A 25,926-nucleotide genomic window follows, 5' to 3' on the forward strand; every position below is an offset into this window, starting at 1 on the left:
CCCTTGGCCTCTCGCACCCGAACGCTGCCGCGTCCACCGCAAGCCCGGCTCGCGAACATGACGACCACAAGATCGCCCCTCAAGGATGAGCCGGGATGGACGACACATACGCTAAAACCGAATTTCGGTAAAGTGGAATATTTCTGACGAGGGGGGTTGACGCGGTCGTGGCTGTTTCGGCTGCGAGGCCGCTCGATGAGGAATTAGCGGTTTGGTAACCATACGCGCCTCGCTCGAAGGATTAATGCAAATCATACGCCGCCGGTGTCTCCCCCGTAACGACCCTGCTATAGAGCGTAGATCCGGCTCCATCAATCGTCCCGAGCCATCTGCTTTCTTGGTTGCGTATGAACAGACCTAGCAACACATTCGACATCGCCATCGAGCAGGGATTCGACTTCCTGTCGCCGGACTACGCGGAGCTGTTCGACAACTCGGCCGCCACCGCGTTCCAGCATCCGCTTTGGCTCGACACCCTCTACACCAGGCTCGCGTCTCATGTGAGCGCAACTCCTCTGGTTGTCGTGGTCCGCCACCGCGCGACGGGCGCCCTTGCGATGGTGTTGCCCTTGCTGCGGATCCGGCGCGGCCCGATACGGACCGTCGAATTCGCCGACCTCCGCGTTTCCGACTACCTCGCGCCCGTATGCAGCCCGCAGGTATTTTCCGAGCTGCTCAAGGACGAGAGTGCCTGCGCAGAAATCCGGTGCCTCGTCCGCCCGTTCGATCTGCTCCGGATGACCAAGCTGCCGGATGGACGGCTTCCGATCGAGAACCTGCTGGCTGCGCCCCGCCGCATAGCGATGGACACCAATGCCTATGCGACCGTTCTGGTCGCGCCGTTCGAGCAATGGCGCGCCAGTGCGCTGGACCGTTCCTACCAGAAGGAGCTCGCAAAGAAAGCCCGGCAGCTCCAGAAGAAGGGGGACTTGAGTTTTTCATGCTGCCGCGACAGTGCCGCTGTCTTGGAGGTGCTGGACGTGATGAAGAAATTTCGCGGGCCGCGCTTTCAGGCACACGGCGACGGAGATCTGCTCCAGCGCCCCGAATATTACGGCTTCTATTCCGACGTGGCGCAGCGCGGCCTCGGCTCCTTTGTCCGGCTCTATGCGATGAAGATGAACGGCGAGGTCATCGCAGCCGTGCTCGGACTCAGCCATCACGGCAGCTTCCTCGTGATCATGGGCGCCTTCGACATTGCCGGATACAAAAGCCAGTCCTTGGGCGCGCTGATGTTCGAGCAGGTGGCGAAGGATTGCATCGAGCGCGGGGATCAGATGCTCGATTTCACCATCGGCGACGAGCCCTACAAGAAGCAGTTCGGCGCTCAGCCTTCACCGATGTGGACGGTCACGCAGGCGGGCAGCACCACGGGCGCCATCTCCTTGTTCGCACTGAAACAGGCGCCTTGGCTCAAGCTGGCCGCCAAGCGGATGTCGGAGTTCAGGTTCCTGCCGACCCGGACCTCAACGCCGACGCGCTGACCGGTGCGAGGGGCCGACCGGGTGCCGCTCTCAGGCGCGTAGCGCGCTTCGAACCTGCGCGAGCCAGCCGGGCCGCATCTGATCGAGCCGGTGGGTGATACTGCGTCGCAGGAAGTGCAGCCGCCGCCGCACGTCCCAGCCAATATCGTTGCGGGACGTCAGGGCCTGCCGGAAGCGCGCCATCTTCAGTGACTGCTGGTCCGCCGCGACCTTGTCGGGATCGGAATAGAATTCAGAAATCTTCTCCCGACCCATGCCCTCGGTCCCGAGCCAACGCGGCGCATATTCGGTGCAGAGGCGCTCGACGTCGACCAGCAGACGGGCGACGCCCGTGCCGGCGGCCGGACAATTCGTTTGGAACGCATCACCGATGAGCACGACTCCGGGCTGGAGATGTCCTTCCACGACGGACAGGTGCATCACCCAATTCTGCACCCGGTCGATCACGTGGAAGTCGCCAAGGTAGGGCCGCAATCCCGGAAGCAGGCGCAAGACCGTCGCCTCCGGTTCACGGCGCAGCTCGCGCATGATCGGATCGGTCGGGTCTCGGAACATGAAGAGATTTGCCCGCATGCCGGCACGCACGGGAAACAGGCTGAGATAATCGATGCCGTCCGCTGTGCGCTCCCCATAACAGGTCAACGCCTCGAAATCGAACGGCGCGTGGTCGCGGCGGGCGATCGTGAAGCCGAACGAAACCGAATGGCGCTCGGCCAGCACGCGCCGCTTGATGCCGAGCTTGTAGCCGAGCACGCCCGCCATGCCCGTGGCCAGCACGACGAGGCGCGCAGTTATGCGCCCCCCTGACGCGAGCTCGACATGTTGGAGATCGTCGCGACAATTGACCGCAGTGACCTCATCGACAATGAGGCTGGACGGATCAGGCAGCTGGCTGCGCGCCATGGCGACGAGATCGGCATATGGAAGCCCGTAAGCCCGGCCGACGCTGACATCGACCACCTTGCCTTCCCTGATGTTGAGCACCTGATCATATCGACAGGCCACGTTGTCGAGCGCATCGAGGAAGCCCAGCTTGCGCAACATCTCCAGCTGACGGCCGCCTATTTTTTCGACCCGAAACTCGTCCGGATGGACCGCGCGCTTGTCGACGAGAGCGACACGATGCCCTGCCCGCGCGAGCACGGCCGCCGCGAGCGAGCCCGCAAGGCCGCCGCCGACGATCGCGATGTCGACGACGATCGCCGCGGTCGCAGATCCAGCGCTCGGCTCGGTCACGTTGCTATCCGCCGTCATGGTCCAGGCTCCCACGGTCAACGATGGTTGCCCGTGCAATTCTCTCGCCTGATGTCGCATCGCAGGACCAAACGCGATCATTTCTCGATATCTCGGTTAACGCAGCGGAGACCTGCCCGGCCCGATGAGATCCGGCACGCGCCTTGCTCGGGATGGCCATTCCCGCCGAGCCGGTCCGCATTCCAACGGCTCATCTCGCCTCATCGGCCGTCGATGCGGCGCTCTGCCGCCACGCGACCGGGCCGCACTTTGCTCTATCTGGGACAATGGGGTCAGCGATGTTCCATAGTGAAGCAACAGGCATGGCCGCGACGTCGCCGCGGCCGGCGGGATCATGGAGGCCGTCCATTAACACTCGCGGTTTTTCGGCATGCTAGGCTGTCGCAGGTAATCGGAAAATGTCTCTTCAGGGGAAGTTGCCCCTTAAATCTCCATGATCGAATCCATCGTCCAGTTCATGCGGCGCGACGTGACGCGCGGTGTTGCCGGAACCATCCTTCTCAAGGTTGGTAGCGGCGCGCTTGCGTTCGCGTTGTTCTCGCTTGCGGCACGAACGATGTCGCCCGATGGGTTTGGCATCTTTGCGACCTGGCTTTCGGTCGCCCAGATGGCAGCGGTCGTCGGTCTGGTGGGCCAGGAATCGCTGCTGGTGCGATTTCTGAACGAGTATCGGGTGGGAAATCAGCCTGATCTCACCAAGGGCGTGCTGCTATCGAGCTTCAAGATTTCCTCCGTCGCGATGCTGATTGCGATCGGCGCAATCGCGATCGGCGCGAACATCAAAGGCGCCTCGTGGCTGCTGGTTGTCGCGGTGTCGGCCTACACAGCCGTGAATGCCGGACTGATGCTTGGCAGCCAGATCGCACGCTCGCTGGTCAGCATTCTCATGGGGGAAGGAAACAGGGAGTTCTTCTGGCGAGTCAGCGTGGTGCTGTTTCTGCTCGCAATCATGTTCGGCCATCGGCAGCTTGATCCCGCCGAATTGATCGCCGTGATGACGATTGCCATGTCGGTCGGACTGGTCGCACAGATCATCGCGATTGCGCGAGTTCTACCGGATTTCCGCGGCACGGCGGTGCGTTCCGAGCCGTCGCGCTGGAGATCGAGCGCGCTTCATTTCTGGGTCGCATCCATTCTCGAAGCCGCGAACCAGTATTTCGACGTCATTCTGGTCTACTGGATGCTGGACCCGGCAACCGCCGGAATTTATTTTGCCGCTTCGCGCCTGGCCAACATCTTCGCCATGCTGTCGGCCGCATTGTACAGCTTTGGCGCACGTCGGCTCCCCTCGCTGTACTTCAGCAAGAACCATCAGGAATTCGAGCGAACGTTGCGGCTCATGGCGGAAGTGACCGCGGTGTGCGTGGTCAGCGGACTCCTCCTGATCTGGGTTGGAGGTCCCCATCTACTCAACTTGTTCGGGCCACATTTCGCTGCGCAGCACTGGGTCCTGATCGTGCTCGCGATCGGAACGGCGGTCCAGGCGGCGGGCGGTCCGTCTGCGGCGATATTGCAACTGACCGGCCATGAGCGCGAGTATGTCCCCGTGATTGCCGGGAACGTAGCGCTACGGCTGGTTGGATTTCTCGTCCTCATTCCCTGGCTCGGCGTTCTTGGCGCAGCGATCTCGGCCACTGTGTCGCTCGCGTTAGCGACCATCGTCCTCAACATCCTCTGTCGCCGGCGAACCGGCGTCGATCCTTCGATTCTAGGGCTTCTGCGCTTCTCCGCATCGAAGCCCAGCGCCTACGCGGTCCGTGGCGCGGACTCCGGCGAATAGAGCGTCAGCATATGTCGCGCGTGTCCCGCATGAAGGAGAGCGCACCAGCAGCCGTCGGCGCACCGGCGGAATGTGCGTCGTTTTCATATGCTTTAGTGGGCCCGCTCCAACCCAAATATCGATGGTTAATCGGCGGTTGCCCGCGTCCTCTGCACTTCGTCGGAACCAGCGGAATTCCCTCATGCCCTTGCGGCAGGGCGCATTAACTCCGTTTATTGCTAGTCGGTGTCCGCGCGATGCCCGCATGGTAGATACGGAGTTAAGAAGGTGAAAAATTCGCTTCTCTAATGGGTCGGGGTCCGTGCTGCATTACCAGCCAAACAAGGCGTTGGGCGAGACGACTGCGACAGCACTCCCGTCGCCCAACGGTGGCGGACGCAAGCCGCACGTGCTGCTCGTACAGACCCAGGCTGAGAACGCCGGTGCGCAGGAGATCTCGCGCCTGCTTGGCGCCGGGCTGACCGCCCGCGGCTATCGCGTCACCAATCTTTTCTTCTTCCGCAAGTCGGATTCGTTCGATGAGCCGCCCCACACGGTCTATTGCGCGTCGAGCCGGCCGGGAAATCCGCTGGCGCTGCTGCAAATGCTGTGGACGCTCGGCCGCCATATCAGGGCCACCAGGCCTGACGCCGTTCTGACCTTTCAGCACTTCGGCAATGTCATCGGCGCCGGTGTGGCGCGCCTGATCTGCCGCGCACCTGTCATCGCCAATCAGGTTTCATCCGCGCTGTCGATGAGCTGGCCGGTCCGTACGGCCGACATCGTCATGGGCAGCCTCGGCTTCTTCGACCGCATCACGCTCAACTCGCTGGACATGCAGCGCGAGTATTCGCGCTACCCCAGGGCTTATCGCGCGCGCATGGTGCATGTCCCGCACGGCTTCGACGACAAGGCGCTCACCCTGTCGAAGCAAGCTGCGCGACAGAAGTTCAATCTCCCGCCGGATAGCCCCCTGCTCGGCTGCGCAGCAAGATTGCACCCGCACAAGCGGCTCGACGCGGCGATACGTCTGTTGCCGGATCAACCATCCTGGCATCTCGCGCTGGCCGGCCAGGGAGCCGACGAGGCCCGGCTGCGGCAGTTGGCGGATGAGCTGAGAGTATCGGACAGGCTGCATCTGCTCGGCGAAATCACCCCGCGCCAGATGGCGGAGTTTCTCGCCGCTCTCGACGTGTTCGTATTTCCGACGCAGGCGGAGACCTTCGGCCTCGCCGCTGTGGAGGCTGCAAACGCCGGCGTTCCCTCGGTCGTCACCGATCTTCCGGTCTTGCGCGAAGTGTTGTCCGTCGAAGGGAAGCCGACAGCGCTGTTCGTCGATACCTCCGATCACGCCAAGCTGTCAGCGGCCGTCTCGAGGCTCCTGACGGACCAAAGACTGAGCGACGAACTGCGGCAAAACGCCAAAGGCCTGAAGCTGCGCTATTCAGTGGACGCCATGGTGGAGGAATACGTTCGAATTCTCGGCCAGGTCATTTGATCGGGGCGCATGGAAACGGATCGGCTCGACATGACCATCGAGTTTCGCTGTGAAATTGAGAATGCGCGGCGGTGGATGGGCCGCGAGACGCTGTCGATCGACGGGCGGGATGTACCGGTCCAGATCGCGTGGACGGCAACGGCGGAGCCGCGGCCGGCGGGTCTCGACATGCTGTTCGAGCTCGAACGTTTGGTGTTGCACAAGGGCAAACACAGCGGCACCGAAAGGCTGAAGATCAGTCCGGACCGGATGCAGGCTCGCGCCGGCACGGCAGACGTCGTCGTCGATTTCACCGGTGGCGCGCGGGATCCGAACTGCTCCGCCCGGCAGTATCTCCGCCCGCTGTTCAATGGAGTGGCAGGCGAAAACGCAGCTCTTGCCGCCATTCTCGCCGGCGATCTGCCGGTGATCGAAATCGTCGACGAGGTCGACGGTGCAGTCCTCGATCGTGGCCATCCCTCCGCCGAAATCGCGGCCGGTCTGAGCGGGGGCCTGGAAACGGTCATGGCGCGAACCCTGACCATGGTGGCCGCCATCCTGTCGGGACGACCGCGCATCGTGCCGCAGCTGGCACGACCGGCCCGAGCGGACAACGGCCGCCCGCCAACGGCTTATGTCGCGCGCGGCCTCACCATATCGATCGCCAAGGAGATCTATCGCCTCTGCTGCTATGCCCCGCATTGGCATGTCGGATGGCGCATCAACAAGGGCGCAGGCGTCTGGCAGACCGGAGACCTGTCAGGGCCTCGCTGGAACGTCCTTGCCGATCCCGGAAACCACTTCTACGCCGATCCTTTCCCCATCACGTGGCAGGGAAGAACATTCGTCTTCTTTGAGGATCTCGATCACCGGATTGGAAAAGGAATCATTTCCGCGATCGAGTTCGACGATAAGGGCCCGGTCGGAGCGGTCGTGCCCGTATTGGACGAGCCCTGGCACCTCTCCTATCCGTTCCTGATCGAGGACGATGGCGCATTGTGGATGATCCCGGAGAGCTCGACCAATGGGGACGTCGCCATCTATAAATGCGTTCGGTTCCCGGACAAATGGGAGCGCCACGCGACGCTGCTTTCAGGACTTGAACTCGCCGATGTGACGATCACGCGGCACAACGGCCTGCACTATCTGTTCGGAGCCTGGCGCGATGGCACTGGCGGGTATTCGGATTCGTTGGCGATCTATCACGCCGAGCACCTCATGGGCCCGTGGTTGCCGCATGCCAGCAACCCGGTCCTGATCGACCGCGCGAGCACGCGGCCTGCGGGGAATTTCGTCACCATCAATGACAAATTGTGGCGCCCGGTCCAGGATTGTGCCGGCGGATATGGGGCAGCGCTCGCCCTGGCGGAAATCGTCGAACTGTCGCCGACGACGTTCAAGCAGATTATCCGCCACTCTCTGCGGCCAGGGCCAGCATGGCCCGGCAGGAAGTTGCATACCTTGAATCGCTGCGGACAACTCGAGGTGATCGACGGGTCGCGTGTCCAACCGAAGACCCGTGCCTTCGGAGGCAAATTTCCATCGGCTGTCTTGTCGCCGCGGACCAGCCCCTCTGCCGCCAGCTAGCGCGGATGGCTGAACAGGTCCGTCGTGGCGTCGTCGACGGCGATATCGACCAGCGCGGGACCGCTTGATGCCAACGCTTCGGTCAAGATGGCGTCGACGTCGCCGACATCGGTCATGCGCTGCCCCGGACAACCCATTCCCCTTGCGAGCGCCACGAAGTCGAGCCCGGGCAGGTCGATCCCGGGCGGGCGATGCGCCTGCATCAGCTGGCTGAAGGCGCGCATCGCGCCATAGCCTGAATTGTTCATGATCACGAAAGTGATCGGCAGGCGGCGTTGCACCGCGGTCCAGATTGCCTGGATGCAATACATCGCCGATCCGTCACCGATCAGGGCGACGATGCGGCGGCCCGGCCGCGCCAGCGCCACGCCGACCGAGGCCGGCAGGCTATAACCAAGTCCGCCGCTCGCCATCGTGTAGAAGCTGTCCGCGCCGGGCCGAGGCAGGAATTGCTGAATGGCGGGGCGATGCGACGGCGCCTCCTCGACCACGATCGCATCGCCCGGCATCAACGCCGAGAGCCGGGCGAGCGCATAGCCCGGCGGAATCGGATTTTGCGCGGCAGGAGCGGCAGGCCGCAACCGCGCGGCCGGCACCTCGCGCTCCGCGATGTCAGGCATCACCGACAGCAGCCCAGCCAGCGCCTTCGGGAGCGTGCTGATGATGGTGTCACCGACAGAAGCGGATGCGGCTTCCGTCGGATCATCCGTGATCTGCCAGACCGGCGTTCCATCGTCGAGCAATTCGCATTGTCCTTCGACATGGAAAGTAAACACCGGCGCGCCGACCACGACGATCAGATCGGCGCCGCGCAATGCGCGGGCGAGCCCTCCCGGTGCTGCCGGAAGGAAGCCGGCGAACAGCGGATGCAATTCCGGAAAGCTCGAACGGCTCGACATCGGGCTTGCCCAAACGGCCGCGCTCGCCTGCTCGGCCACAGCGACCATCGCGTCGACGCAGCCGCTGCGATCGATCTCGGGTCCGACAACGAAGATAGGTTTTTTGGCGGCTCGGATCGCCGCGCCGAGCCGAACGATCGCCGCCGGATCGGGCGCAAACTCCGTCGCGATGCAGCGGACCGGTGGAGCGGTTGCGGGCCGCGCCCAATCATCCGACGGGACCGACACGAATGTCGGACCGCGGGGATGCTGCATGGCGGTGAGGAAGGCCTGCGCGATCGCCGCTGGAACATCTTCGGCGCGCGCCGGTTCGGCGCTCCATTTCACATAGGGCTTTGGAAACTGTGCGGCGTCCTCGGAGAAGAGATAGGGTCGCATCCGCAATAGGCTGCGCGCCTGCTGCCCGGCTGTCACGACCATCGGTGTCTTGTTGCGGAATGCGGTGAAGAGATTGCCGAGGGCATGACCGAGCCCAGCCGCCGAGTGCAGATTGACGAACGCCGCTCGTCCCGTGGCCTGCGCATAGCCGTCTGCCATGCCGACGACGCAGGCTTCCTGCAATCCGAGCACGTAGTCGATGTCGTCGGGCCAGTCGCCAAGGAAGGCAAGCTCGGTCGAGCCGGGGTTGCCGAAAACGCGATCGACGCCAAAGGAGCGAAGCACACCGAGGGTCGCTTCCCGAACCGTGAGAACTTTCGAATTCATGAATAGCGTCCTGATGGGCTTCGCTTGTTGCGCGGTCAGAAGGGATAGTGCTGCGGCTGGGTCTCGATGGTGATCCAGCGCAGATCGGTGAACTCGGCGATCCCGGCCTGACCTCCGAAGCGGCCGTAGCCCGATCCCTTCATGCCGCCGAACGGCATCTGCGCCTCGTCATGCACGGTCGAGCCGTTGACGTGGCAGATGCCGCTTTCGATCCGCTGCGCCACCGTCAGCGCACGCGCGACGTCGCGGCCGAACACGGCGGCCGAGAGGCCGTACTCGGTATCGTTGGCAAGCCGCACCGCGTCATCCACGCCACTTGCCCGGATCACCGAGACGACGGGACCAAAGCTCTCCTCGGTATAGATGCGCATGCCGGGCACCACGCGGTCGAGCACGGTGGCCGGGACGACCGTGCCAACCCGGTCGCCGCCCGCGAGCTTGACGGCGCCTTTGGCGACCGCGTCGTCGATCAACGCAACGACATGCTTGGCCGGCGCCTCGTCGATCATCGAGCCGACGACAACGGGACCGGAGCGCGGGGCGGCCGGAAGCGCAGCCGTTTTCTTCGCGAGCTTGTCGACAAAGGACGCCGCTACCGCCTCGTCGACGATCACCCGTTCGGTCGACATGCAGACCTGGCCCTGATTGATGAAGGCGCCAAACGCCACGGCCGCGACGGCGGCATCGACGTCGGCATCGTCGAGCACGACCAGAGGCGCCTTGCCCCCTAGTTCGAGCAGCACTGGCTTGAGCTGGCGCCCGGCCAGCTCGGCGATGACGCGACCGACGCGGGTCGAGCCGGTGAAATTGATCCGCCGCACGGCCGGATTGGCGATCAGGCGCTCGACCAGAGCGGGCGCATCGGCCGGTGCGTTGGTCAGAACATTTACGACACCGGGCGGAAAGCCTGCGTCCTTGAAGACCTCGCCGATCAACCGGTGCGTCCCCGGGCATATCTCGGAGGCCTTGAGCACGACGGAATTGCCGCAGGCGAGCGCCGTCGCCACGGCGCGAACGCCGAGAATGATCGGCGCATTCCACGGGGCGATGCCGAGGCACACGCCGGCGGGCTGTCGAATGGAGATCGCGAGGCATCCCGGCTTGTCCGACGGGATCACCTCGCCGGCGATCTGCGTGGTGAGCGACGCCGCTTCGCGCAGCATGCCGGTCGCGAGCTTGACGTTGAAGGCCGACCAGATCTCCGTCGTGCCGATCTCGGCCATCATGATCCGGACGAAGGCGTCGCGCTTGGCCTCAAGCGCATCTGCGGCCTTCAGCAACAGGGCTCGCCTCGCATTCGGGCCGAGCGCCGACCATGCGGCAAACGCGGCGGAGGCCGCCGCCACCGCGGCGTCGGCATCGGAAGCGGTCGCGGCGGCCGCGCGGCTTGCGACCTCCTGCGACAGCGGATTGCGCCGCTCGAACACCTTGCCGCTGGAAGCGGCCTGATCCTGCCCGTTGATGAGAAGACTGACGTCCATGAAAAACCTCCCTGGGGTTGATAATGGCGCTCGCTCTAGCCGAGCAGCCGCGATTTTCCGGTTTCACGCGCAAAGCCGAGCGCAATCATCGCCGCGAGCGCGAGCGCAACGTAGTATCCTGTGATCGCGTAGGTGGAGCCCGTCTGCGCAAACAGGCTGGTGGCGACCAGCGGCGCAATGCCGCCGCCGAGCACCGTCCCGAGCTGCTTTCCGATCGACACGCCGGTGAAGCGAATGCGGGTCGGAAACAATTCCGGAAAATAGCTTCCTTCGCTGCCGAACATCAGCGGATGGATCACCCCCGCGGCGAGGATCACCGCGCCCGTCACCAGCACCGTGTCGCGGCTCGCGACCACACCGTAGAATGCAAACATCGAGATGGCTGCAAGCACCACGCCGGCCAAGAACAGACGCTTTCGTCCGATACGGTCGGACCAGGCTCCGATGAGTGGCATCGCAACGAGCCCGACGAGATTGGCGAACAGCACGGCCTGCGTGATGACGTCTTTCTGGACGCCGAGCTGACGGGTCGCGAAGGAGATGGTGAAGATGGCTGTCAGATAGAAATAGGACGTCTGCGCCATCTCGGCGAAGAATACGATGAGGATCGGCCGCCAATGTTCCCGCAGCGCTTCGACCACAGGCGCTACTTCCGTCACCTTCGCCTTTCGGAATGTCGCGCTCTCCTCGATGCGCAGGCGCATATAGACGCCGAGCGCGACCAGAACCGCGCTGATCAGGAACGGCACGCGCCAGCCCCATGACAGCAGGTCCGCTTCCGGCAGCCGCGCGATCGTGAGCGCCGCAAACGAGGCGAGCACGACACCGACGGGTCCTGCGGCCTGGATCACCGCGGCCGAGAAGCCGCGCCGGTGCCCGGGCGCCGTCTCGATCGCCATAAGGATCGCCGCAGTCGATTCGCCGCCGAGCGCAAACCCCTGAACGAAGCGCAACGCCACGAGCGCGACGGTCGCAGCCACGCCTGCACTGGCGTAGGTCGGCAACAATCCGATCGACATGGTCGCAAGTCCCATCATGAGCAGCGTACACAGCAAGACGGACTTTCGGCCGAGACGGTCACCGAAATGGCCGAATACAAGCCCGCCGAGCGGACGCGCCAAAAATCCGACGGCAAACGTCGCGAACACCGCAATCGTCGCCGTGAGCTGGTCGAACTTCGGAAAGAACAATTGATCGAACACCAGCGGCGCGATCAGGCCGTAGATGAAGAAGTCGTACCATTCGATCGCGGTGCCGATGGTGCCGGCGATCAGGATACGCCGGCGGCTGCTCGCCGTCTGCTCGGCAGTGGCGCCGGCGGCGGCATGGTCGTCGTAGTGCTCCAATGCTCTTGTCGTCACGGTTTCCTCCTCCGGTGTCATTTGTCGTTTTGTTGTCTTGTTGTTATTGGCCGCCGCAGCCGCTGGTCGGATGCAACGGCGAGAGTCGATCAGCTTGCCAGCCGTGCGCCGTCGCTCGCGTTGTGTCCGAGTGCTCGGGCAAGGACGCGCCCGATCGTACCAGCCTGTGACGCGCTGCCGCGCCAAGCCACGATCTGGTCGGGGCGTATCAAAGCCAGATCCGCCTCATAGAGATCGCGCAGGGATTTCGGCAGCGTGACGAGTTTCACATCAACCCCGATCGCACGGATGGTCTCGACGACTGACGCTTGAGAGGTCATGACCTCGCCGAACTGGAGCAGCGTCCACTCGAACCCGAACAGGTCGTACAGCGAGACGCCGTCCTCCAACCACGTATGCGGGGCGCGGCCGCCGGGACAGGCGCTCGGAACGTAGACGTTCGCGGCATCGGGCGGCGGCTGGCTGCCGTCGGAGACGATGATCGGCGAGCCGTCGTAGCGCCCACCGAAGGTGACGCCGGGAATGTTGAATTCCGCGCGGGCGTGCTGTTCGAGATAGACGCCCGCCGTCCGCCGCGCCTCGTCGCCGGCCTCGGTGGCGTCCTCGATGTCAGGCGCGGGAGCGAACAGACCGAGCGAGTCGGCAAAGCGACGCGCATAATCGGTGTTGCGCAGCGCCACCGGACGCCGCTCGACCTCATAGCTGTCGAGCAGCCCCGCCGGGCTCACACCCTTGACGACGCTTGCGAGCTTCCAGCCGAGGTTGACCGCATCCTCGATCGCGGTGTTGTAGCCAAGGCCTCCGGTCGGCGTGAACAGATGCGCCGCGTCGCCGCCGAGGAACACTCTGCCCCGCTGCATTCCGTTCGCGACCAGCGCGTGGCCGGCGGTCCAGGTCACGAATGACAGCACTTCGCAGTCAATCGGCGCGTCGCAAGCGCGCTGGAACGCTGCTTTGGCCTCGTTGATTGTGATCGCAATCTCGTCTTCCCCGGGCCGAAGCTGCGTGTGAAACGCAAATTCGTCGCGACCATTCACGGATGCCATGAAGGCGCGGCGGTCGCCGTTGAAGCAATTGTACATCCACGCCTTGGCATGCGGGATGCTCGCGTAGAAGCCAGGCGAACGGAGATAGACCGCCAGCATGCGGCCGCCCATGAAATCGCGCTGCGTTCCGGTTTCGCCGCCGTAGACGATCTCGAGCGATTGCCGGACCATCGAGCGCGGCCCGTCGGCTCCGACCAGGAAGTCGGCCCGGACCTGAAAGCGGCTGTTGTCATCGAGACATTCGATCTCGGCGATAACGCCGTCACCGCTCTCGACGTAGCTGATCAGACGATGACCGTAGCTGAGCCGTATTCCGGGAAGCCGTTCGGCGTGGCGGCGCAGCACCGCCTCGACGTATTTTTGCGAGACCCGATGCGGCAGCTCGGCGGCGCTCCAGGAGCCCGACATGCCCTTGACGAGCTCGCCCGCGCGTGACGATGACGGCAATTGAAATCGGGCCAGCTCGTAACCGGTGTAGCGCGTGAAATACGCAACGTCGGTCGGATAATCCGCAGGCAGACCTTCGCGTCGGATCTCGTCGGCAAAACCCAGCCGCCGATAGTGCTCCATTGAGCGCGCTTGCGTCGCATTGGCTTGCGGATTGAATGCCGTGCCCGGCTTTTCATCGACCAGGATCGCGGACACGCCGCGCCGGCCGAGCTCGTTGGCGAGCATCAGGCCGCAGGGCCCCCCACCCACGATGAGCACCGAGGCCGTCAGACATGTTTCCAAGGCGCTTCTCCCAACCAGCATTATTCCGCATGGTAAGGTCGCCTGACGATATCGTCAAGTAGCCTGACTACTTGGCGTCATCGAGCGTATCGAACGTCGCGCCATAGACCGCCAGTCCCTTCAGGATTGCATCCATCGTGGCCTTGCCGAGTTCGGCGCGCATCTCCTGCTCGGCGACGTCGACCGCGTCGCGGAACGCATCGAGCCATTTGCGCCCGGCCGGCGTGAACATGACGATGCGCGCGCGGCGATCGGTCGGATCGGCGATCCGATCGACCAAGCCGAGCTCGGCGCATTGATCGACCAGCTCGCCCATCGCCTGCTTGCTCATGGAGGCGCGGCGGGCGAGCTCCGTCAGTCTGGTCCCCTCCACGTCGAGATTACGTGTGAGGCCGACATGCGCGATCCTCGTTTCGCCATGCCCCTTCTCGCTCATCAGTTCGAGCACACGACCTTCGAAGCGCCGCACCGCGTTGTTGAGCAGCCGACCGATGTTGGCATGCCGCCATGCGGTGCCGGATGTCCTGGCTTTCAATGGATGTGCCTTCTACAAAGCCGCCTGAATTCGAAAATGTCGCTCACTTCGCCGCGTCGATCCAGATCCCCGGCTGCGAATGCTCGCGGATGTGGGTGACCAGGAAGTCGGAAAAGACCCTGATCTTGGCAGGCAGTCCGGCACGGTTCTGGTAGGCGATGTTCATCGTGAGCAGCGGCAGCTCCCAGTCCATCAGAACGGGGACGAGGCGGCCCGCAGCGATATCGCTTTGCACGATATAGAGCGGCTGGATGAGGATGCCGAGCCCCGCCAGCGCGGCGCCGCGGATGACCTGGCCGTCATTGCTGTCGAGCGTCGACGTGATGCGAACAGTCTGCGCGCCATTGCCCTTGCGCAGGCGCAGCGAATAGGGATCGTTGGCGAGATTGTAGATCAGCATGTTGTGGCGCGCGAGATCGGCGGGCTGCTCCGGCTCGCCGCAGCTTGCGAGGTAGGACGGCGCAGCAGCGAGCACCCGCCGCATCTGGCCGATGCGGCGGACGATGATGTTGGAATCCGGCTCCTGCTCGCGCGTCCTGATCGCCACGTCGATGCCGGCCTCGATGAAATCGGAGTACCGGTTGGCGGTGGTGATCTGCATGTTGAGCTTCGGATAGCGCGCGCGGAAGGCTGGCAGCATCGGCGCCAGATAGATCACCGCAAAGGACAGCGAGCTCGTGACCCGCAGCATGCCTTGCGGCGACAGCGCCCGATCGCTGACGATGTCCTCGGCCTCGGCCAACTCGCTCAAAACCCGGCTCGAGCGCTCCAGCAGCTCCTGCCCCGCCTCAGTCAACCACAGCCGACGGGTGTTGCGCTCGATCAGCCGGACTGCAAGGCGCTCCTCGAGAGCGCTGAGATGGCGGCTCGCGGCAGCATTCGACATCCGTAGGGCTTCGGCAGCTTTGGACATGCTGCCGAGCTCGGCCGTCTTGGCGAATACTTCCAACTGGAGCAGGCGGTCCATTTTTTCGCAAACAGGAAAAGAGACTTACGATTATTGAGCTTTATTTCCGTATCCCGCAAGTCAAAATGGCCTAAACACAAGCAAGATAGCAGGCGAGGAAACAGGGAAATGTCGGGCCCGATCAGGCACATCGTGATGTGGCGGCTGCGCGGCGAGACGCCGGCGGAGCGTTCTGCCGCCCGGGTCAAGGTCAAGACCCTGTTCGAGGGGCTGCGCGGCCGGATCGACGGCCTCACCCATATCGAAGTCGGTCTCGATGTCAGCGATGTCGACTACGCCTGCGACGTCGTTCTGTTCTCCGAATTCACCGACCACGCTGCGCTCGCGGCCTATGCCACCCACCCGGAACATCTGCGCGTGCGCGAGGCGCTGGGCGACTTGCGGATCGGACGCTTCCAGGTCGATTATCCCATCAAAGAGACCGGCGCATGATCGGTACGTTCACCTTTGAAAACCTGCCCTGCCGCGTCGTGTTCGGCAGCGGAGCTTTGGCCTCGGCCAAGGCCGAGGTCGAGCGGCTCGGTGGCAAGCGCGCCCTGGTGCTGACGACGCCGCAGCAGGAGGCGCAAGGCAAAAGTTTGGGCGCGGCGCTCGGTCCGCTCTACGGCGGCATCTTTCCGGGCGCGACCATGCACACGCCGGTCGAGGTCACGGAGCGGGCGCTCGCGGCGATGAAGGCGTGCGAGGCCGACTGCGTCATTTCCCTCGGTGGCGGATCCACGACCGGCCTCGGCAAGGCGCTGGCCTTGCGCACCGGCATCAACCAGCTTTGCATTCCCACGACCTATGCCGGCTCGGAGATGACGCCGATCGTCGGCCAGACCGAGAATGGCCTGAAGACCACGGTCCGCGACGCCGCCATCCTGCCGGAGACCGTGATCTACGATGTCGATCTCACTTTGACGCTGCCGGCGAGCCTGACCGCGACATCAGGCATCAACGCCATCGCACATGCGGTAGAAGCGCTCTACGCGCGCGACACCAATCCCGTCACCTCGCTGATGGCAGAAGAAGGCATTCGCGCCTTGGCGCGTGCCCTGCCCGCCATCGCCGCCAAGGGCGACGATCGCGAGGCTCGCACCGAAGCGCTCTATGGCGCCTGGCTGTGCGGCGTCTGCCTCGGCACCGTCGGCATGGCGCTGCATCACAAGCTCTGCCACACGCTCGGCGGCACCTTCGACCTGCCGCATGCCGAGACCCACACCATCGTGCTGCCGCACGCGCTGGCCTATAACGCGCCGGCCGTGCCCGATGCGATGGCGCGGATCTCACGCGCAATCGGCGCCGCCGATGCACCGCAAGGACTTTTCGAGCTCGCGAAGCGGCTGGGTGCGAAGGTCGCATTGCGCGACATCGGCATGCCCGAAGGCGGCATCGACAAGGCTGCCGACCTCGCGGTCACCAACGCCTACTGGAACCCGCGCCCGCTCGAACGCGACGCCATTCGCGACCTGATCGCGCGCGCCTGGGCCGGCGAGCCGCCCGGCGCCATCAAAACGGCAGTTTGATTCGATGCGGCGCACGCTCATCAAATCCGCCGTCATCATCAGCATGGATGACACGATCGGCGATTTACCTGGCGGCGACGTGCTGATCGAGGGCAGCCGCATCGTTGATGTGCGTCCATCGATCGACGTCGGCGGCGCGACCGAGACCGAGATCGTCGATGGCACCGGCCGCATCGTCATCCCCGGCCTGATCAACGCCCATATGCACACCTGGCAGACGGGCTTGCGCGGTTATGCCGCCAACTGGACGCTGCTGGAATATTTCCGCCGCATGCATGCTGGTCTCGCTACGGTCTTCAGGCCCGAGGACATTTATATCGCGACCTTGGTGGGTGTGCTGAACCAGATCAATCACGGCACCACCACGCTGGTCGACTGGTGCCACAACAATCCGACGCCCGATCATACCGACGCCGCGGTGCGTGGCCTGATCGAATGCGGTATCCGGGCGGCCTTCTTCCACGGCTCGCCCAAGCCCGAACCGAAACCGGGCGAACCGCATTTCTCGGAGATCCCGCATCCACGCCGTGAGGTCGAGCGACTGCTGGCGGGGCCCCTCGCCGACCGCGACGGCCTCGTCACGCTTGGACTCGCGATCCTCGGCCCGCACTATTCGACGCTGGACGTCGCCATGCACGATTTTCGCATGGCGCGGGAACTCAAGCTGATCGCATCGATGCATCAGGGCGGTGGTCCTGCGAAGACGCCCGGTGGCTGGGAGAAGCTGATCGAGGCGGGTCTCGTGGGCGCCGGAATCAACATCGTCCATGGCAATGACCTGCCTGACGAACTGCTGGACCGGATGGTCGATCTCGGCGTCTCCTTCTCGGTGACACCGGAGAACGAAATGATCCAGGGCCACGGCTTTCCGATCACCGGACGGCTGCTCAAGCGCGGCGTGCGGCCGACCATCGGCATCGATCTGGAATCCGTACTGGCGGGCGACCTCTTCTCCGCCGCGCGCGTTGCGCTCTCGATGCAGCGGGCGCTCGACAACGCCGAGTCGCGCAAGGCCAGCGGCACCATTCCGGCGACGACCACGATCCCCGTCCGCGAGGCGCTGCGCTGGATCACGACGGAAGGCGCCCGCATGCTCGGCCGCGAGGACCAGATCGGCTCGCTGACACCGGGCAAGCTCGCCGACCTCGTCATCATCAATTGCTCCGATCTCAACCTCGTCCCGGTGCACGATCCCGTTTCCACCGTGGTGATGCAGACGAGCCTTGCCAATATCGAGGCCGTGATGATCGGCGGCGTGTGGAAGAAGCGGAATGGTCGGCTGCTGGCCGAGGGCCTGGGGGCGAAGAAGGAACTGCTCGTGCAATCCGGCCGGCGACTGGTGCACGACATCGAACGACAGGGACACGCCGCCTGAGGGCGTCAAGGACAACAACAATGACGGACGCTTCGAAACACATCGCTTTCATCGGGATCGGCAAGATGGGCTTGCCGATGTCGGTGCTCGTCGCCAAGGCCGGTTATGCGGTGACCGCGTTCGACCGGAGCGCCGCACGGCTCGAGGAGGCTCGCACGCAAGGCATTTCGATTGCCGCTTCACCGGCCGAGGCCGTGGACGGCAAGGCCGCGATCGTCACGTCCTTGCCCGATGACGCTGCCTTGCGCGGCGCATTGCTCGGCCCAACCGGCCTCATCGCCGCGATGGCGGCTGGATCTGTTGTGATCGAGACCAGCACCGTGAGCGTCGAGGCGTCCGCAGAGGTCGACGCCGCCGCCCAGGCGCGCGGTGTCTTCTACCTGCGGGCGCCGGTCTCGGGCAATGCCAGTATCGTCCACACCGGCGCGCTGAGCTGCTTCGTCTCGGGCCCGGAGGACGCCTACGAAAACGCAAAGCCGCTGCTTGCCGCCTTCACCCGCGCCCAGACCTATCTTGGGCCCGGCGAGGAAGCGCGATATGCGAAGCTTGCGGTCAATCTGATGATCGCGGTGTCGGCCGCGATGATGGCGGAGAGTCTGGCGCTGGCGCGCAAGGGCGGCATCGGCTGGCAGGACATTCTGAAAGTCCTCGACGACAGCGCGGTCGCCTCGCCGATGGTGAAATACAAGACCGCGCCGCTGCGCAGCCGCGATTTCGACTCGACTTTCTCCTGCAGGCAGATGGCCAAGGATCTCGATCTGATCCTCGGTGCCGGCCACGCCGTCGGCGTGCCGCTTCAGCTCGCGGCCCAGGTGCGCGAGACCTATGGCTCGCTGGTCGCGCAGGGCGACGGCGACGCCGACTTCATCGCGACCGTCAAGCACCTCGAGCGGCTGTCCGGCCTTGGCGAGCCCAAACTCTGATTCACGGAGGCACCTATGCGAAATTTCAACGAGAACACGATCACGGACGCGGTGCTGGATCGGATCGCAGGCGCGACCGATCCGCGGATCAAGCAGGTCAGCGAAGCGCTGGTGCGCCACCTTCATGCCTTCGTCCGCGAGGTGCGACCGACCCAGAAGGAATGGGAATACGGCATCGAGTTCCTGACCCGCACCGGCCACATGTGCGACGACAAGCGCCAGGAGTTCATCCTGCTGTCGGACGCGCTCGGCGTCTCCATGCTGGTCGACGCGATCAATCATCCCGTGCCGGAAGGCGCCACCGAAACCACGGTGCTCGGTCCGTTCTTCGTGCAGGCGTCGCCCGAGAAAGACAACGGCGCTGACATCTCCGGCCCGATGGAAGGCGATCCGATGCTCGTCACCGGCTCGGTGTCGACCGTCGACGGACGGCCGCTTGCCGGCGCCGTCGTGGATGTCTGGCATTCCGACGATGATGGCTATTACGACGTGCAGCAGCTCGACAAGATCGGCGACCTTGCGATGCGGGCGCGCTTCCACACCGACCAGAACGGCCGCTTCAATTTCTGGTCGATCAAGCCGGCTGCCTATCCGATCCCACATGACGGCACAGTTGGGGACATGCTGGCGGTCCAGGGCCGCCATCCCTGGCGCCCGGCGCACGTGCATTTCATGATCTCGGCGCCCGGCTTCGAGCAACTCGTGACCCATGTGTTCGTGGCCGGCGACCAGTATCTCGACAGCGACGTGGTGTTCGGCGTCAAGGACAGCCTGATCCGCGAATTTGTGCAGTGCCCGCCCGGCCGTGCGCCCGATGGTCGCATGGTAGACATCGAGTATTTTCACCTCAACTATGATTTCGGCCTGAAGCAGGTCGCTAGCAGCGCAAGAGCCGCTTAAGCTGAACGACGGCGGACCAGACAAGAGTCCGACAACAGGGCCAGACAGGGAGTAAGAATGGGACCGCGAGTCAGCACGAGCATATTGGCCGATCGCCTCACAGGCATGATCGGCCCGCGCGCGAGCGTCGCGCGTGGCGTGCTCGATCAGCATGGGCAGAGCGAGTCGCATTATCGCAACCTGCCGCCCGACATCGTCGTCTTCCCTGAAACCACGCAGGAAGTCGCGGAGATCGTCAAGCTGTGCGCTGGCGCGAATATGCCCATCGTACCGTTCGGCGCCGGGACCTCGCTCGAAGGCAATGCGGCCGCGGTCGCGGGCGGCGTCTGCTTCGACTTCGCACGCATGAACAAGGTGCTGACGGTGCACGATAGCGACATGGACGTCGTCGTGCAGCCCGGCATCACCCGAAAGCAGCTCAATGCGGAGCTGCGCGGCACTGGGCTTTTCTTTCCGATCGATCCCGGCGCCGACGCCTCGATCGGCGGCATGACGTCCACGCGAGCTTCCGGCACGATGGCGGTGCGCTACGGCACCATGAAGGACAACGTCATGGCGCTGGAGGTGGTTCTGGCCGACGGCCGCGTGATCCGGACCGCCAGACGCGCGCGCAAGTCAGCCGCCGGTTACGACCTGACGCGCATGTTCGTCGGCGCCGAGGGCACGCTCGGTTTAATCACCGAAATCACGCTGAAGGTGCATCCCGTGCCGCAGGCGATCTCGGCCGCGGTTTGCAGCTTCGACACCCTGCCCAACGCCGTGGACAGCGCGATCTCGATGATCCAGTCCGCGATCCCCGTGGCGCGTATCGAGCTGCTCGACGACGTCATGATGCGCGGCATCAACGCCTATGCGAAGCTCGGCTATCGCGAAGCCCCGACGCTGTTCTTCGAATTCCACGGCTCCGAGGCCTCTGTTGCCGAACAGGCCGAGGCCGCAGAGGCGATCGCCGCCGACCATGGCGGCCACGGTTTTGCCTGGGCCAAGGCGCCGGAGGATCGCAGTCGGCTCTGGCACGCCCGCGACAATACGCTCTATGCCGGCCTGGGCCTGCGACCCGGCGCGCGCGCAGTGATCACCGATGTCTGCGTGCCGATCTCGCGGCTCGCCGAATGCTTGACCGAAACGCGGCGCGACGCGGACGCGCACGGCTTCACCGCGCCGATCGTCGGCCATGTCGGCGACGGCAACTTTCACATGCTGATCCTGGTCGACCCGGCCAGGCCCGAGGAAGCCGAAGGCGCCAAGGCGCTGCAGGCCCGCATGGTCGCCCGCGCGATTGCCATGGACGGCACCTGCACCGGCGAGCACGGCATTGGGCTCGGCAAGATCGATTATCTCACCGACGAGCTCGGCGAGGCCGTCGATGTGATGCGGTCGATCAAGAGCGCGCTCGACCCTGACGGACTGATGAACCCCGGAAAGATCTTTGCAGGCGGAGCGCAGGCATGAGCACCGCCGCATTAGCCGTCGAGCCCGCCTCACCTGTCCCGCTCCTTGAGCTGCGCGGCATCAGTAAGGAGTTTCCCGGCGTCAAGGCGCTGGACGACGTCTCCTTTGCCGTCTTCCCCGGCGAAGTCCACATGCTGCTGGGCGAGAACGGCGCCGGCAAGTCGAGCCTGATGAAGGTGCTGTGCGGCGCCTATCGCGCCGATGCCGGCGAGTTCTACTACAGAGGCGAGCCGGTCGCGATCCACTCGGCCGCGGACGCGCAGAAGCTCGGCATTGCCGTGATCTTCCAGGAATTCTCCCTCGTCCCCCATCTCGATATCGCCCAGAACATTTTTCTCGGCCGCGAGCCGAAGGGCCGCATCCCCGGCACGATCGATCGCCGCAAGATTTTGGCCGACGCGGCGCGCGTGCTCGGCACGATCGGCTTTGACATCGATCCCTCCACCATCGTTGACAAGCTGGGGGTGGCGCAGCAGCAGATGGTCGAGATCGCGAAGGCGATCAGCCAGAACGCCCGCATCCTGGTGATGGACGAGCCGACTGCGGCGCTATCCGATCGCGAGACCGAGCTGCTGTTCGCGCTGATCGCGCGGCTGAAGGCCGACGGCGTCTCGATCGTCTACATCTCGCACCGCATGGCGGAGGTGTTCGCGCTCGGCGACCGCATCACCGTGCTGCGTGACGGCCGCCGCATCGACGGCGTCAAACCTGCTGACGTCACGCCGGACCAGCTCGTCCGCATGATGGTCGGTCGCAACGTTGACATGACCTACCCGCGCAATTTTGCCGACAAGCCCGGCGAGCTGCTGCTCGAGGTCAAGGCCTTGAGTTCATCGACGGGGATCGCCGACATCAACATCGAGGTGCGCCGCGGTGAGATTGTCGGCCTGTGTGGCCTGGTCGGCTCCGGTCGCAGCGAAGTCGCGCGCGCGATCTTCGGTGCCGATCCCGTGACATCAGGCGAGATCGTGTTCGACGGCAAAGTCATTTCCGGTGAGCCCGACCTCGCCGCCCGCCGCGGCATTGCGCTGATCCCGGAGAGCCGCAAGAGCGAAGGTCTCGCGCTGCTGCGATCGGTGAGCGACAATCTGGTAGTGTCGGCGCTGCGAAAACTGTTCCCGAGCGGGTTGTTCGACCAGCGCAGTGCGCAGCGCACTGCCGACGGCCTGATCCGTCAGCTACGCATTGCGACGCCTAGCGCACGGCAGACCGTCGGCCTGCTTTCAGGCGGCAATCAGCAGAAGGTCGTGATCGGCAAGTGGCTCGCCGCCGGCTCAAAGCTTTTCATCTTCGACGAGCCGACCCGGGGCATCGACATCGGCGCCAAGGCCGAAATCTTCGCCCTGATCGACCGCCTTGTCGCGGAAGGCGCGGCGGCGCTGATGATCTCGTCCGAACAGGTCGAGATCTGCCACGTCTGCGACCGCGCCTATGTGATGCGCGAAGGGCGCATCGCCGGGCATCTCGCGCGTAGCGAGCTGACCGAGGAGAACATCGTGCGACTGGGGATGCATCATGCGTGAGGCCGCGGTCGTCTCTCAACCGAATCCGCTGCAACGGATTCCCGGCGTTGCCATCGTGCTGGTGCTGCTGATCGCGCTGTTCAGCACGATCGCGCCCGGCTTCCTGTCGGTCGCCAACCTCTCCAACGTGCTGGTGCAGTCGACGATCCTGACCATGCTCGCGCTGCCGATGACCTTGATCATCATGACCGAGGGGCTGGACCTGTCGATGGGCGCGGTGCTGACGCTGACCTCGCTCTGCGTCGCCATCGTCTCGCTCACCACCCACTCGATGTTGCTCGGCCTCGGTGCCGGGCTCCTCGTCGGCGCGGCCTTCGGCTTCGCCAATGGCTGGCTGGTCGCCATCGTGGGCATCCCGCCCTTCGTTGCGACCTTGGGCACGCTCGGCATGGCGCAGGGCCTATCGCTGATCGTCAGCGACGGCCAGAGCGTGGTCGGCATCCCCCACAGCGTGCGCGACATCTATTCGGCGACGCTTTTGGGAATTCCCGTGCCGATCGTGATGGCACTCGTGACCTACGCGGTCTTCCACGGCCTGCTCTATCACACCCGCTTCGGCACCTACATCTTCGCGCTCGGCGGCAACCGCGAGGCGCTGCGCTACGCCGGCCTCTCACCGAATAAGCTGCTGATCGCGGTCTATGCGATCGGCGGCGCCATGGCCGGCATCGCCGGCCTCTTGATGACTGCGCGGATGAATTCCGGGCATCCAACCGCGGGCCTCGGTCTCGAATTCGATGCGATCGCGGCCGTCGCCGTCGGCGGCACGTCGTTCGAGCGCGGCAATGGCTGGCTGCTCGGCACGCTGCTCGGGGTGCTCTCGGTCGGCGTGCTGCGCAACGGGCTGAACCTGATCTCGCTGCCGTCCTCGGTGCAGGTCGCAAGCGTCGGCGTCCTCGTCATCGTTGCCCTCTTCCTTGACGGCCTACGGAGCCGCGCATGACCGACATCAGCAAAGACGCCATCGCGCCGCCCCGCTCGTTCCTGTCGCAGGACGCGATCCAAATGTTCTATCGCCTGCTTGCGGCGCTGCTGATCTGTGCGGTGCTCGCCGTGCTCAGCGATTCCTTCCTGAGCCTCGGCAACATTCTCAATGTGCTCAGGCAGGCGAGCCTGACCTTCTTCATCGCCTCCGGCCTGACCCTGGTGGTGCTGACCGCGGGCCTCGATCTCTCCGTCGGCGCCAATGTGGCGCTGTCCGCCTGCATCGCCGGGACCGTGATCCACAAGACCGGCTCGCCGGCGCTCGGCATACTCACGGGGCTTGCCTGCGGCGGCATCGTTGGGCTCCTCAACGGCGTCATGGTCACCGCGCTGCGCATCCCCTCCTTCATCGCCACTTACGGCATGCTCTGGGTGCTGAACGGCCTCACCTATTGGTACATGGCGGGCGAAACCCTTCACGGCTTCCCGGCCGGCTTCCGCCAGATCGGCAGCGGCTATCTATTCGGCCTGCCGATCCCGGTCTATCTGCTGCTGGTGTTCCTCGGGATCGGAACGCTGTTTGCGCAGCGAACGATCTGGGGCCAGGAGATCTACGCGATCGGCGCCAATCCGGTCGCGGCGCGGCTCTCCGGCATTCCGGTCGCCCGACGCCTGCTGCTGGTCTACGCCGTCTCCGGCACCATGGCGGGGCTCGCCTCGATCATCTTCCTGTCGCGGCTCAATTCGGCCGAGGCCGACATCGGCGAAAGCCTGACGCTGCCCGCGATCGCCGCGGTGCTGATCGGCGGCACCTCGCTGTTTGGCGGCGTCGGTACCGTGTTCGGCACCTTCATCGGCGCACTGATCCTGACGCTGGTGCTGAACGGCATGAACCTCTTGTCGGTCAGCGCCAACTGGCAGCCGATCGTCACCGGCATCATCGTCATTCTCGCGGTCTGGCTCGACATGAAGACCCGCCGCCGCGCGCAATGAGTTCTTGAACGACCAACAAGCAAAACGAGGGATGGAGGCAACATGAAACAGACACTGGGCTATTTGGCGCTGCCGCTGCTGATGGCGGCTGCGCTCACCACGCAAGCGCGAGCCGACGGCGAGACCATCGCCGTCTTCACCAAGAACCAGACCAACCCGTTCTTCCAGACGGTGCGAGTCGGCGCGGACAACATGGCGAAGACGCTGAACGCCAAGACGCTGCAGTACATCCCGACCAAGCCCGACAGCATTCCGGAGCAGCTCAGCCAGATCGAAGACGTCGTGGTGAAGAAGCCGAGCGCCATCGTCTTCACGCCGGTCGACTACAAGGCGATGGTGCCGGGCGTCGAGAAGATCAACGACGCCAAGATCCCCGTCGTCAACATCACCGACCGCTCGGCCGGCGGCAAGTTCCTGTCCTTCGTCGGCGCCGACGATTACAGCCTCGGGCTCGAGACCGCGCGCTTCCTGCTCAAGACGCTCGGCGGCAAGGGCAACATCGTCATCATCGAGGGCGTCAAGGGCTCGCTGACCAATGTCGACCGCGTCCGCGGCTTCAACGACGCGTTGAAGGAAAACGCCGGTGCGAAACTGCTGGCCTCGCAGCCCGGCAATTACCAGCGGCTCCAGGCGCTCCAGGTGATGGAGAATCTGATGCAGTCGAACGCGCAGATCGACGGCGTGCTCGCCGCCAACGACGCCATGGCGGTCGGCGCGATCGAGGCCCTCGACGGCGCCAACCGCAAGGCGCAGGTGATCGGCATCAACGGCACCAAGGAAGCGATCGACGCGATCAAGTCCGGCAAGCTGCTCGCGAGCGGCGATTACAACGGATTCTTTCAAGGCTGCCTCGGCACCATGATGGCGATCCGCTCCTTGCGCAACCAGCCCGTCATTGCTGAGATCGTGCTGAAGCCGACCGTGATCACCAAGGACAATTACCAGCCGTTCGACGTGCCGCTGGAGCAACGGAGCTGCCCGACTTTCGAAGAAGCCAGCAAGCTCGGCGGCAAGTAACCAACCGCCGCCATCACGACAAGC

General features: G+C 64.5%; 21 protein-coding genes. 14 read left to right on the forward strand and 7 right to left on the reverse strand.

Annotation, left to right across the window (positions count from 1 at the left end):
- Positions 1-347: 347 nt before the first annotated feature.
- On the forward strand, positions 348-1,484 hold the full coding sequence (locus tag IVB50_RS38510) for a GNAT family N-acetyltransferase (protein WP_018458717.1): 1,137 nt from the start codon (positions 348-350) through the stop codon (positions 1,482-1,484).
- A 30-nt stretch (positions 1,485-1,514) separates the two neighbouring features.
- Here the strand turns inward: IVB50_RS38510 and IVB50_RS38515 are convergent, their stop codons facing one another.
- The gene (locus IVB50_RS38515; protein WP_018458716.1) at positions 1,515-2,738 is read right to left on the reverse strand and encodes an NAD(P)/FAD-dependent oxidoreductase; all 1,224 of its coding nucleotides are present in this window, start codon (positions 2,736-2,738) and stop codon (positions 1,515-1,517) included.
- A 433-nt stretch (positions 2,739-3,171) separates the two neighbouring features.
- Between IVB50_RS38515 and IVB50_RS38520 the strand changes: the two genes are divergently transcribed.
- The 3 genes from IVB50_RS38520 to IVB50_RS38530 all read left to right on the forward strand — a co-directional run bounded on the left by IVB50_RS38520 (position 3,172) and on the right by IVB50_RS38530 (position 7,561).
- The gene (locus IVB50_RS38520) at positions 3,172-4,518 is read left to right on the forward strand and encodes a polysaccharide biosynthesis C-terminal domain-containing protein (protein ID WP_018458715.1); all 1,347 of its coding nucleotides are present in this window, start codon (positions 3,172-3,174) and stop codon (positions 4,516-4,518) included.
- Positions 4,519-4,819: 301 nt separating this feature from the next.
- Positions 4,820-5,995: a glycosyltransferase family 4 protein gene (locus tag IVB50_RS38525; RefSeq protein WP_018458714.1), complete on the forward strand. Its 1,176-nt coding sequence runs from the start codon at positions 4,820-4,822 to the stop codon at positions 5,993-5,995.
- 30 nt (positions 5,996-6,025) lie between these two features.
- Positions 6,026-7,561, forward strand: a complete 1,536-nt coding sequence (locus tag IVB50_RS38530) for a hypothetical protein (protein WP_026233643.1) — start codon at positions 6,026-6,028, stop codon at positions 7,559-7,561.
- Here the strand turns inward: IVB50_RS38530 and mdlC are convergent.
- The 6 genes from mdlC to IVB50_RS38560 form a co-directional block, all read right to left on the reverse strand.
- A complete protein-coding gene (mdlC, locus tag IVB50_RS38535) occupies positions 7,558-9,165 on the reverse strand; it encodes a benzoylformate decarboxylase (RefSeq protein WP_018458712.1) in 1,608 nt (535 codons plus the stop codon). The genes IVB50_RS38530 and mdlC overlap by 4 nt on opposite strands.
- 35 nt (positions 9,166-9,200) lie before the next feature.
- Entirely contained in the window at positions 9,201-10,646 is a 1,446-nt protein-coding gene (locus IVB50_RS38540) for an aldehyde dehydrogenase (protein ID WP_247300141.1), read from the reverse strand.
- A gap of 35 nt (positions 10,647-10,681) precedes the next feature.
- Positions 10,682-12,007, reverse strand: a complete 1,326-nt coding sequence (locus IVB50_RS38545) for an MFS transporter (RefSeq protein WP_026233642.1) — start codon at positions 12,005-12,007, stop codon at positions 10,682-10,684.
- Positions 12,008-12,096: 89 nt separating this feature from the next.
- The gene (locus IVB50_RS38550) at positions 12,097-13,806 is read right to left on the reverse strand and encodes an FAD-dependent oxidoreductase (RefSeq protein ID WP_026233641.1); all 1,710 of its coding nucleotides are present in this window, start codon (positions 13,804-13,806) and stop codon (positions 12,097-12,099) included.
- Between the two features lie 46 nt (positions 13,807-13,852).
- Positions 13,853-14,320, reverse strand: coding sequence for a MarR family transcriptional regulator (locus tag IVB50_RS38555; protein WP_018458708.1), 468 nt, complete (start codon positions 14,318-14,320; stop codon positions 13,853-13,855).
- A 43-nt stretch (positions 14,321-14,363) separates the two neighbouring features.
- Entirely contained in the window at positions 14,364-15,287 is a 924-nt protein-coding gene (locus IVB50_RS38560) for a LysR family transcriptional regulator (RefSeq protein ID WP_018458707.1), read from the reverse strand.
- A 108-nt stretch (positions 15,288-15,395) separates the two neighbouring features.
- Here IVB50_RS38560 and IVB50_RS38565 point away from each other — a divergent pair, with 108 nt between their 5' ends.
- From IVB50_RS38565 to IVB50_RS38610, 10 genes are read left to right on the forward strand one after another with little or no spacing between them, the layout of a single operon-like run.
- Entirely contained in the window at positions 15,396-15,719 is a 324-nt protein-coding gene (locus tag IVB50_RS38565; protein ID WP_018458706.1) for a Dabb family protein, read from the forward strand.
- Positions 15,716-16,795 (forward strand): maleylacetate reductase, encoded by a 1,080-nt coding sequence (locus IVB50_RS38570; RefSeq protein ID WP_018458705.1) that lies wholly within the window; start codon positions 15,716-15,718, stop codon positions 16,793-16,795. Before IVB50_RS38565 ends, IVB50_RS38570 begins: the two co-directional genes overlap by 4 nt.
- Positions 16,796-16,799: 4 nt before the next feature.
- Positions 16,800-18,170, forward strand: coding sequence for an amidohydrolase family protein (locus IVB50_RS38575; protein WP_018458704.1), 1,371 nt, complete (start codon positions 16,800-16,802; stop codon positions 18,168-18,170).
- Between the two features lie 20 nt (positions 18,171-18,190).
- Positions 18,191-19,093 carry an NAD(P)-dependent oxidoreductase gene (locus IVB50_RS38580; protein WP_018458703.1) on the forward strand — a complete coding sequence of 301 codons (903 nt, stop codon included), beginning with the start codon at positions 18,191-18,193 and terminating at the stop codon, positions 19,091-19,093.
- Positions 19,094-19,108: 15 nt separating this feature from the next.
- On the forward strand, positions 19,109-19,993 hold the full coding sequence (locus tag IVB50_RS38585) for an intradiol ring-cleavage dioxygenase (RefSeq protein WP_085352397.1): 885 nt from the start codon (positions 19,109-19,111) through the stop codon (positions 19,991-19,993).
- 57 nt (positions 19,994-20,050) lie between these two features.
- Positions 20,051-21,445 carry an FAD-linked oxidase C-terminal domain-containing protein gene (locus IVB50_RS38590; protein WP_026233640.1) on the forward strand — a complete coding sequence of 465 codons (1,395 nt, stop codon included), beginning with the start codon at positions 20,051-20,053 and terminating at the stop codon, positions 21,443-21,445.
- A complete protein-coding gene (locus IVB50_RS38595; RefSeq protein WP_018458700.1) occupies positions 21,442-22,968 on the forward strand; it encodes a sugar ABC transporter ATP-binding protein in 1,527 nt (508 codons plus the stop codon). Before IVB50_RS38590 ends, IVB50_RS38595 begins: the two co-directional genes overlap by 4 nt.
- Positions 22,961-23,911, forward strand: coding sequence for an ABC transporter permease (locus tag IVB50_RS38600; protein WP_018458699.1), 951 nt, complete (start codon positions 22,961-22,963; stop codon positions 23,909-23,911). The genes IVB50_RS38595 and IVB50_RS38600 overlap by 8 nt, the downstream gene beginning before the upstream one ends.
- The gene (locus tag IVB50_RS38605; protein WP_018458698.1) at positions 23,908-24,885 is read left to right on the forward strand and encodes an ABC transporter permease; all 978 of its coding nucleotides are present in this window, start codon (positions 23,908-23,910) and stop codon (positions 24,883-24,885) included. Before IVB50_RS38600 ends, IVB50_RS38605 begins: the two co-directional genes overlap by 4 nt.
- Positions 24,886-24,927: 42 nt before the next feature.
- Positions 24,928-25,902 carry a sugar ABC transporter substrate-binding protein gene (locus IVB50_RS38610; RefSeq protein WP_085352393.1) on the forward strand — a complete coding sequence of 325 codons (975 nt, stop codon included), beginning with the start codon at positions 24,928-24,930 and terminating at the stop codon, positions 25,900-25,902.
- Positions 25,903-25,926: the final 24 nt, after the last annotated feature.

It is taken from the genome of Bradyrhizobium sp. 87 (assembly GCF_023073015.1).
GTDB lineage: Bacteria > Pseudomonadota > Alphaproteobacteria > Rhizobiales > Xanthobacteraceae > Bradyrhizobium > Bradyrhizobium canariense_D.

Bases quoted from the DNA above. Each gene is read 5' to 3' on its own strand.
- IVB50_RS38510 (WP_018458717.1), top strand. From the start codon at position 348: ATGAACAGACCTAGCAACACATTCGACATCGCCATCGAGCAGGGATTC.
- IVB50_RS38515 (WP_018458716.1), bottom strand. From the start codon at position 2,738: ATGACGGCGGATAGCAACGTGACCGAGCCGAGCGCTGGATCTGCGACC.
- IVB50_RS38520 (WP_018458715.1), top strand. From the start codon at position 3,172: ATGATCGAATCCATCGTCCAGTTCATGCGGCGCGACGTGACGCGCGGT.
- IVB50_RS38530 (WP_026233643.1), top strand. From the start codon at position 6,026: ATGACCATCGAGTTTCGCTGTGAAATTGAGAATGCGCGGCGGTGGATG.
- mdlC (WP_018458712.1), bottom strand. From the start codon at position 9,165: ATGAATTCGAAAGTTCTCACGGTTCGGGAAGCGACCCTCGGTGTGCTT.
- IVB50_RS38540 (WP_247300141.1), bottom strand. From the start codon at position 10,646: ATGGACGTCAGTCTTCTCATCAACGGGCAGGATCAGGCCGCTTCCAGC.
- IVB50_RS38550 (WP_026233641.1), bottom strand. From the start codon at position 13,806: ATGCTGGTTGGGAGAAGCGCCTTGGAAACATGTCTGACGGCCTCGGTG.
- IVB50_RS38560 (WP_018458707.1), bottom strand. From the start codon at position 15,287: ATGGACCGCCTGCTCCAGTTGGAAGTATTCGCCAAGACGGCCGAGCTC.
- IVB50_RS38565 (WP_018458706.1), top strand. From the start codon at position 15,396: ATGTCGGGCCCGATCAGGCACATCGTGATGTGGCGGCTGCGCGGCGAG.
- IVB50_RS38570 (WP_018458705.1), top strand. From the start codon at position 15,716: ATGATCGGTACGTTCACCTTTGAAAACCTGCCCTGCCGCGTCGTGTTC.
- IVB50_RS38575 (WP_018458704.1), top strand. From the start codon at position 16,800: ATGCGGCGCACGCTCATCAAATCCGCCGTCATCATCAGCATGGATGAC.
- IVB50_RS38580 (WP_018458703.1), top strand. From the start codon at position 18,191: ATGACGGACGCTTCGAAACACATCGCTTTCATCGGGATCGGCAAGATG.
- IVB50_RS38585 (WP_085352397.1), top strand. From the start codon at position 19,109: ATGCGAAATTTCAACGAGAACACGATCACGGACGCGGTGCTGGATCGG.
- IVB50_RS38590 (WP_026233640.1), top strand. From the start codon at position 20,051: ATGGGACCGCGAGTCAGCACGAGCATATTGGCCGATCGCCTCACAGGC.
- IVB50_RS38595 (WP_018458700.1), top strand. From the start codon at position 21,442: ATGAGCACCGCCGCATTAGCCGTCGAGCCCGCCTCACCTGTCCCGCTC.
- IVB50_RS38600 (WP_018458699.1), top strand. From the start codon at position 22,961: ATGCGTGAGGCCGCGGTCGTCTCTCAACCGAATCCGCTGCAACGGATT.
- IVB50_RS38605 (WP_018458698.1), top strand. From the start codon at position 23,908: ATGACCGACATCAGCAAAGACGCCATCGCGCCGCCCCGCTCGTTCCTG.
- IVB50_RS38610 (WP_085352393.1), top strand. From the start codon at position 24,928: ATGAAACAGACACTGGGCTATTTGGCGCTGCCGCTGCTGATGGCGGCT.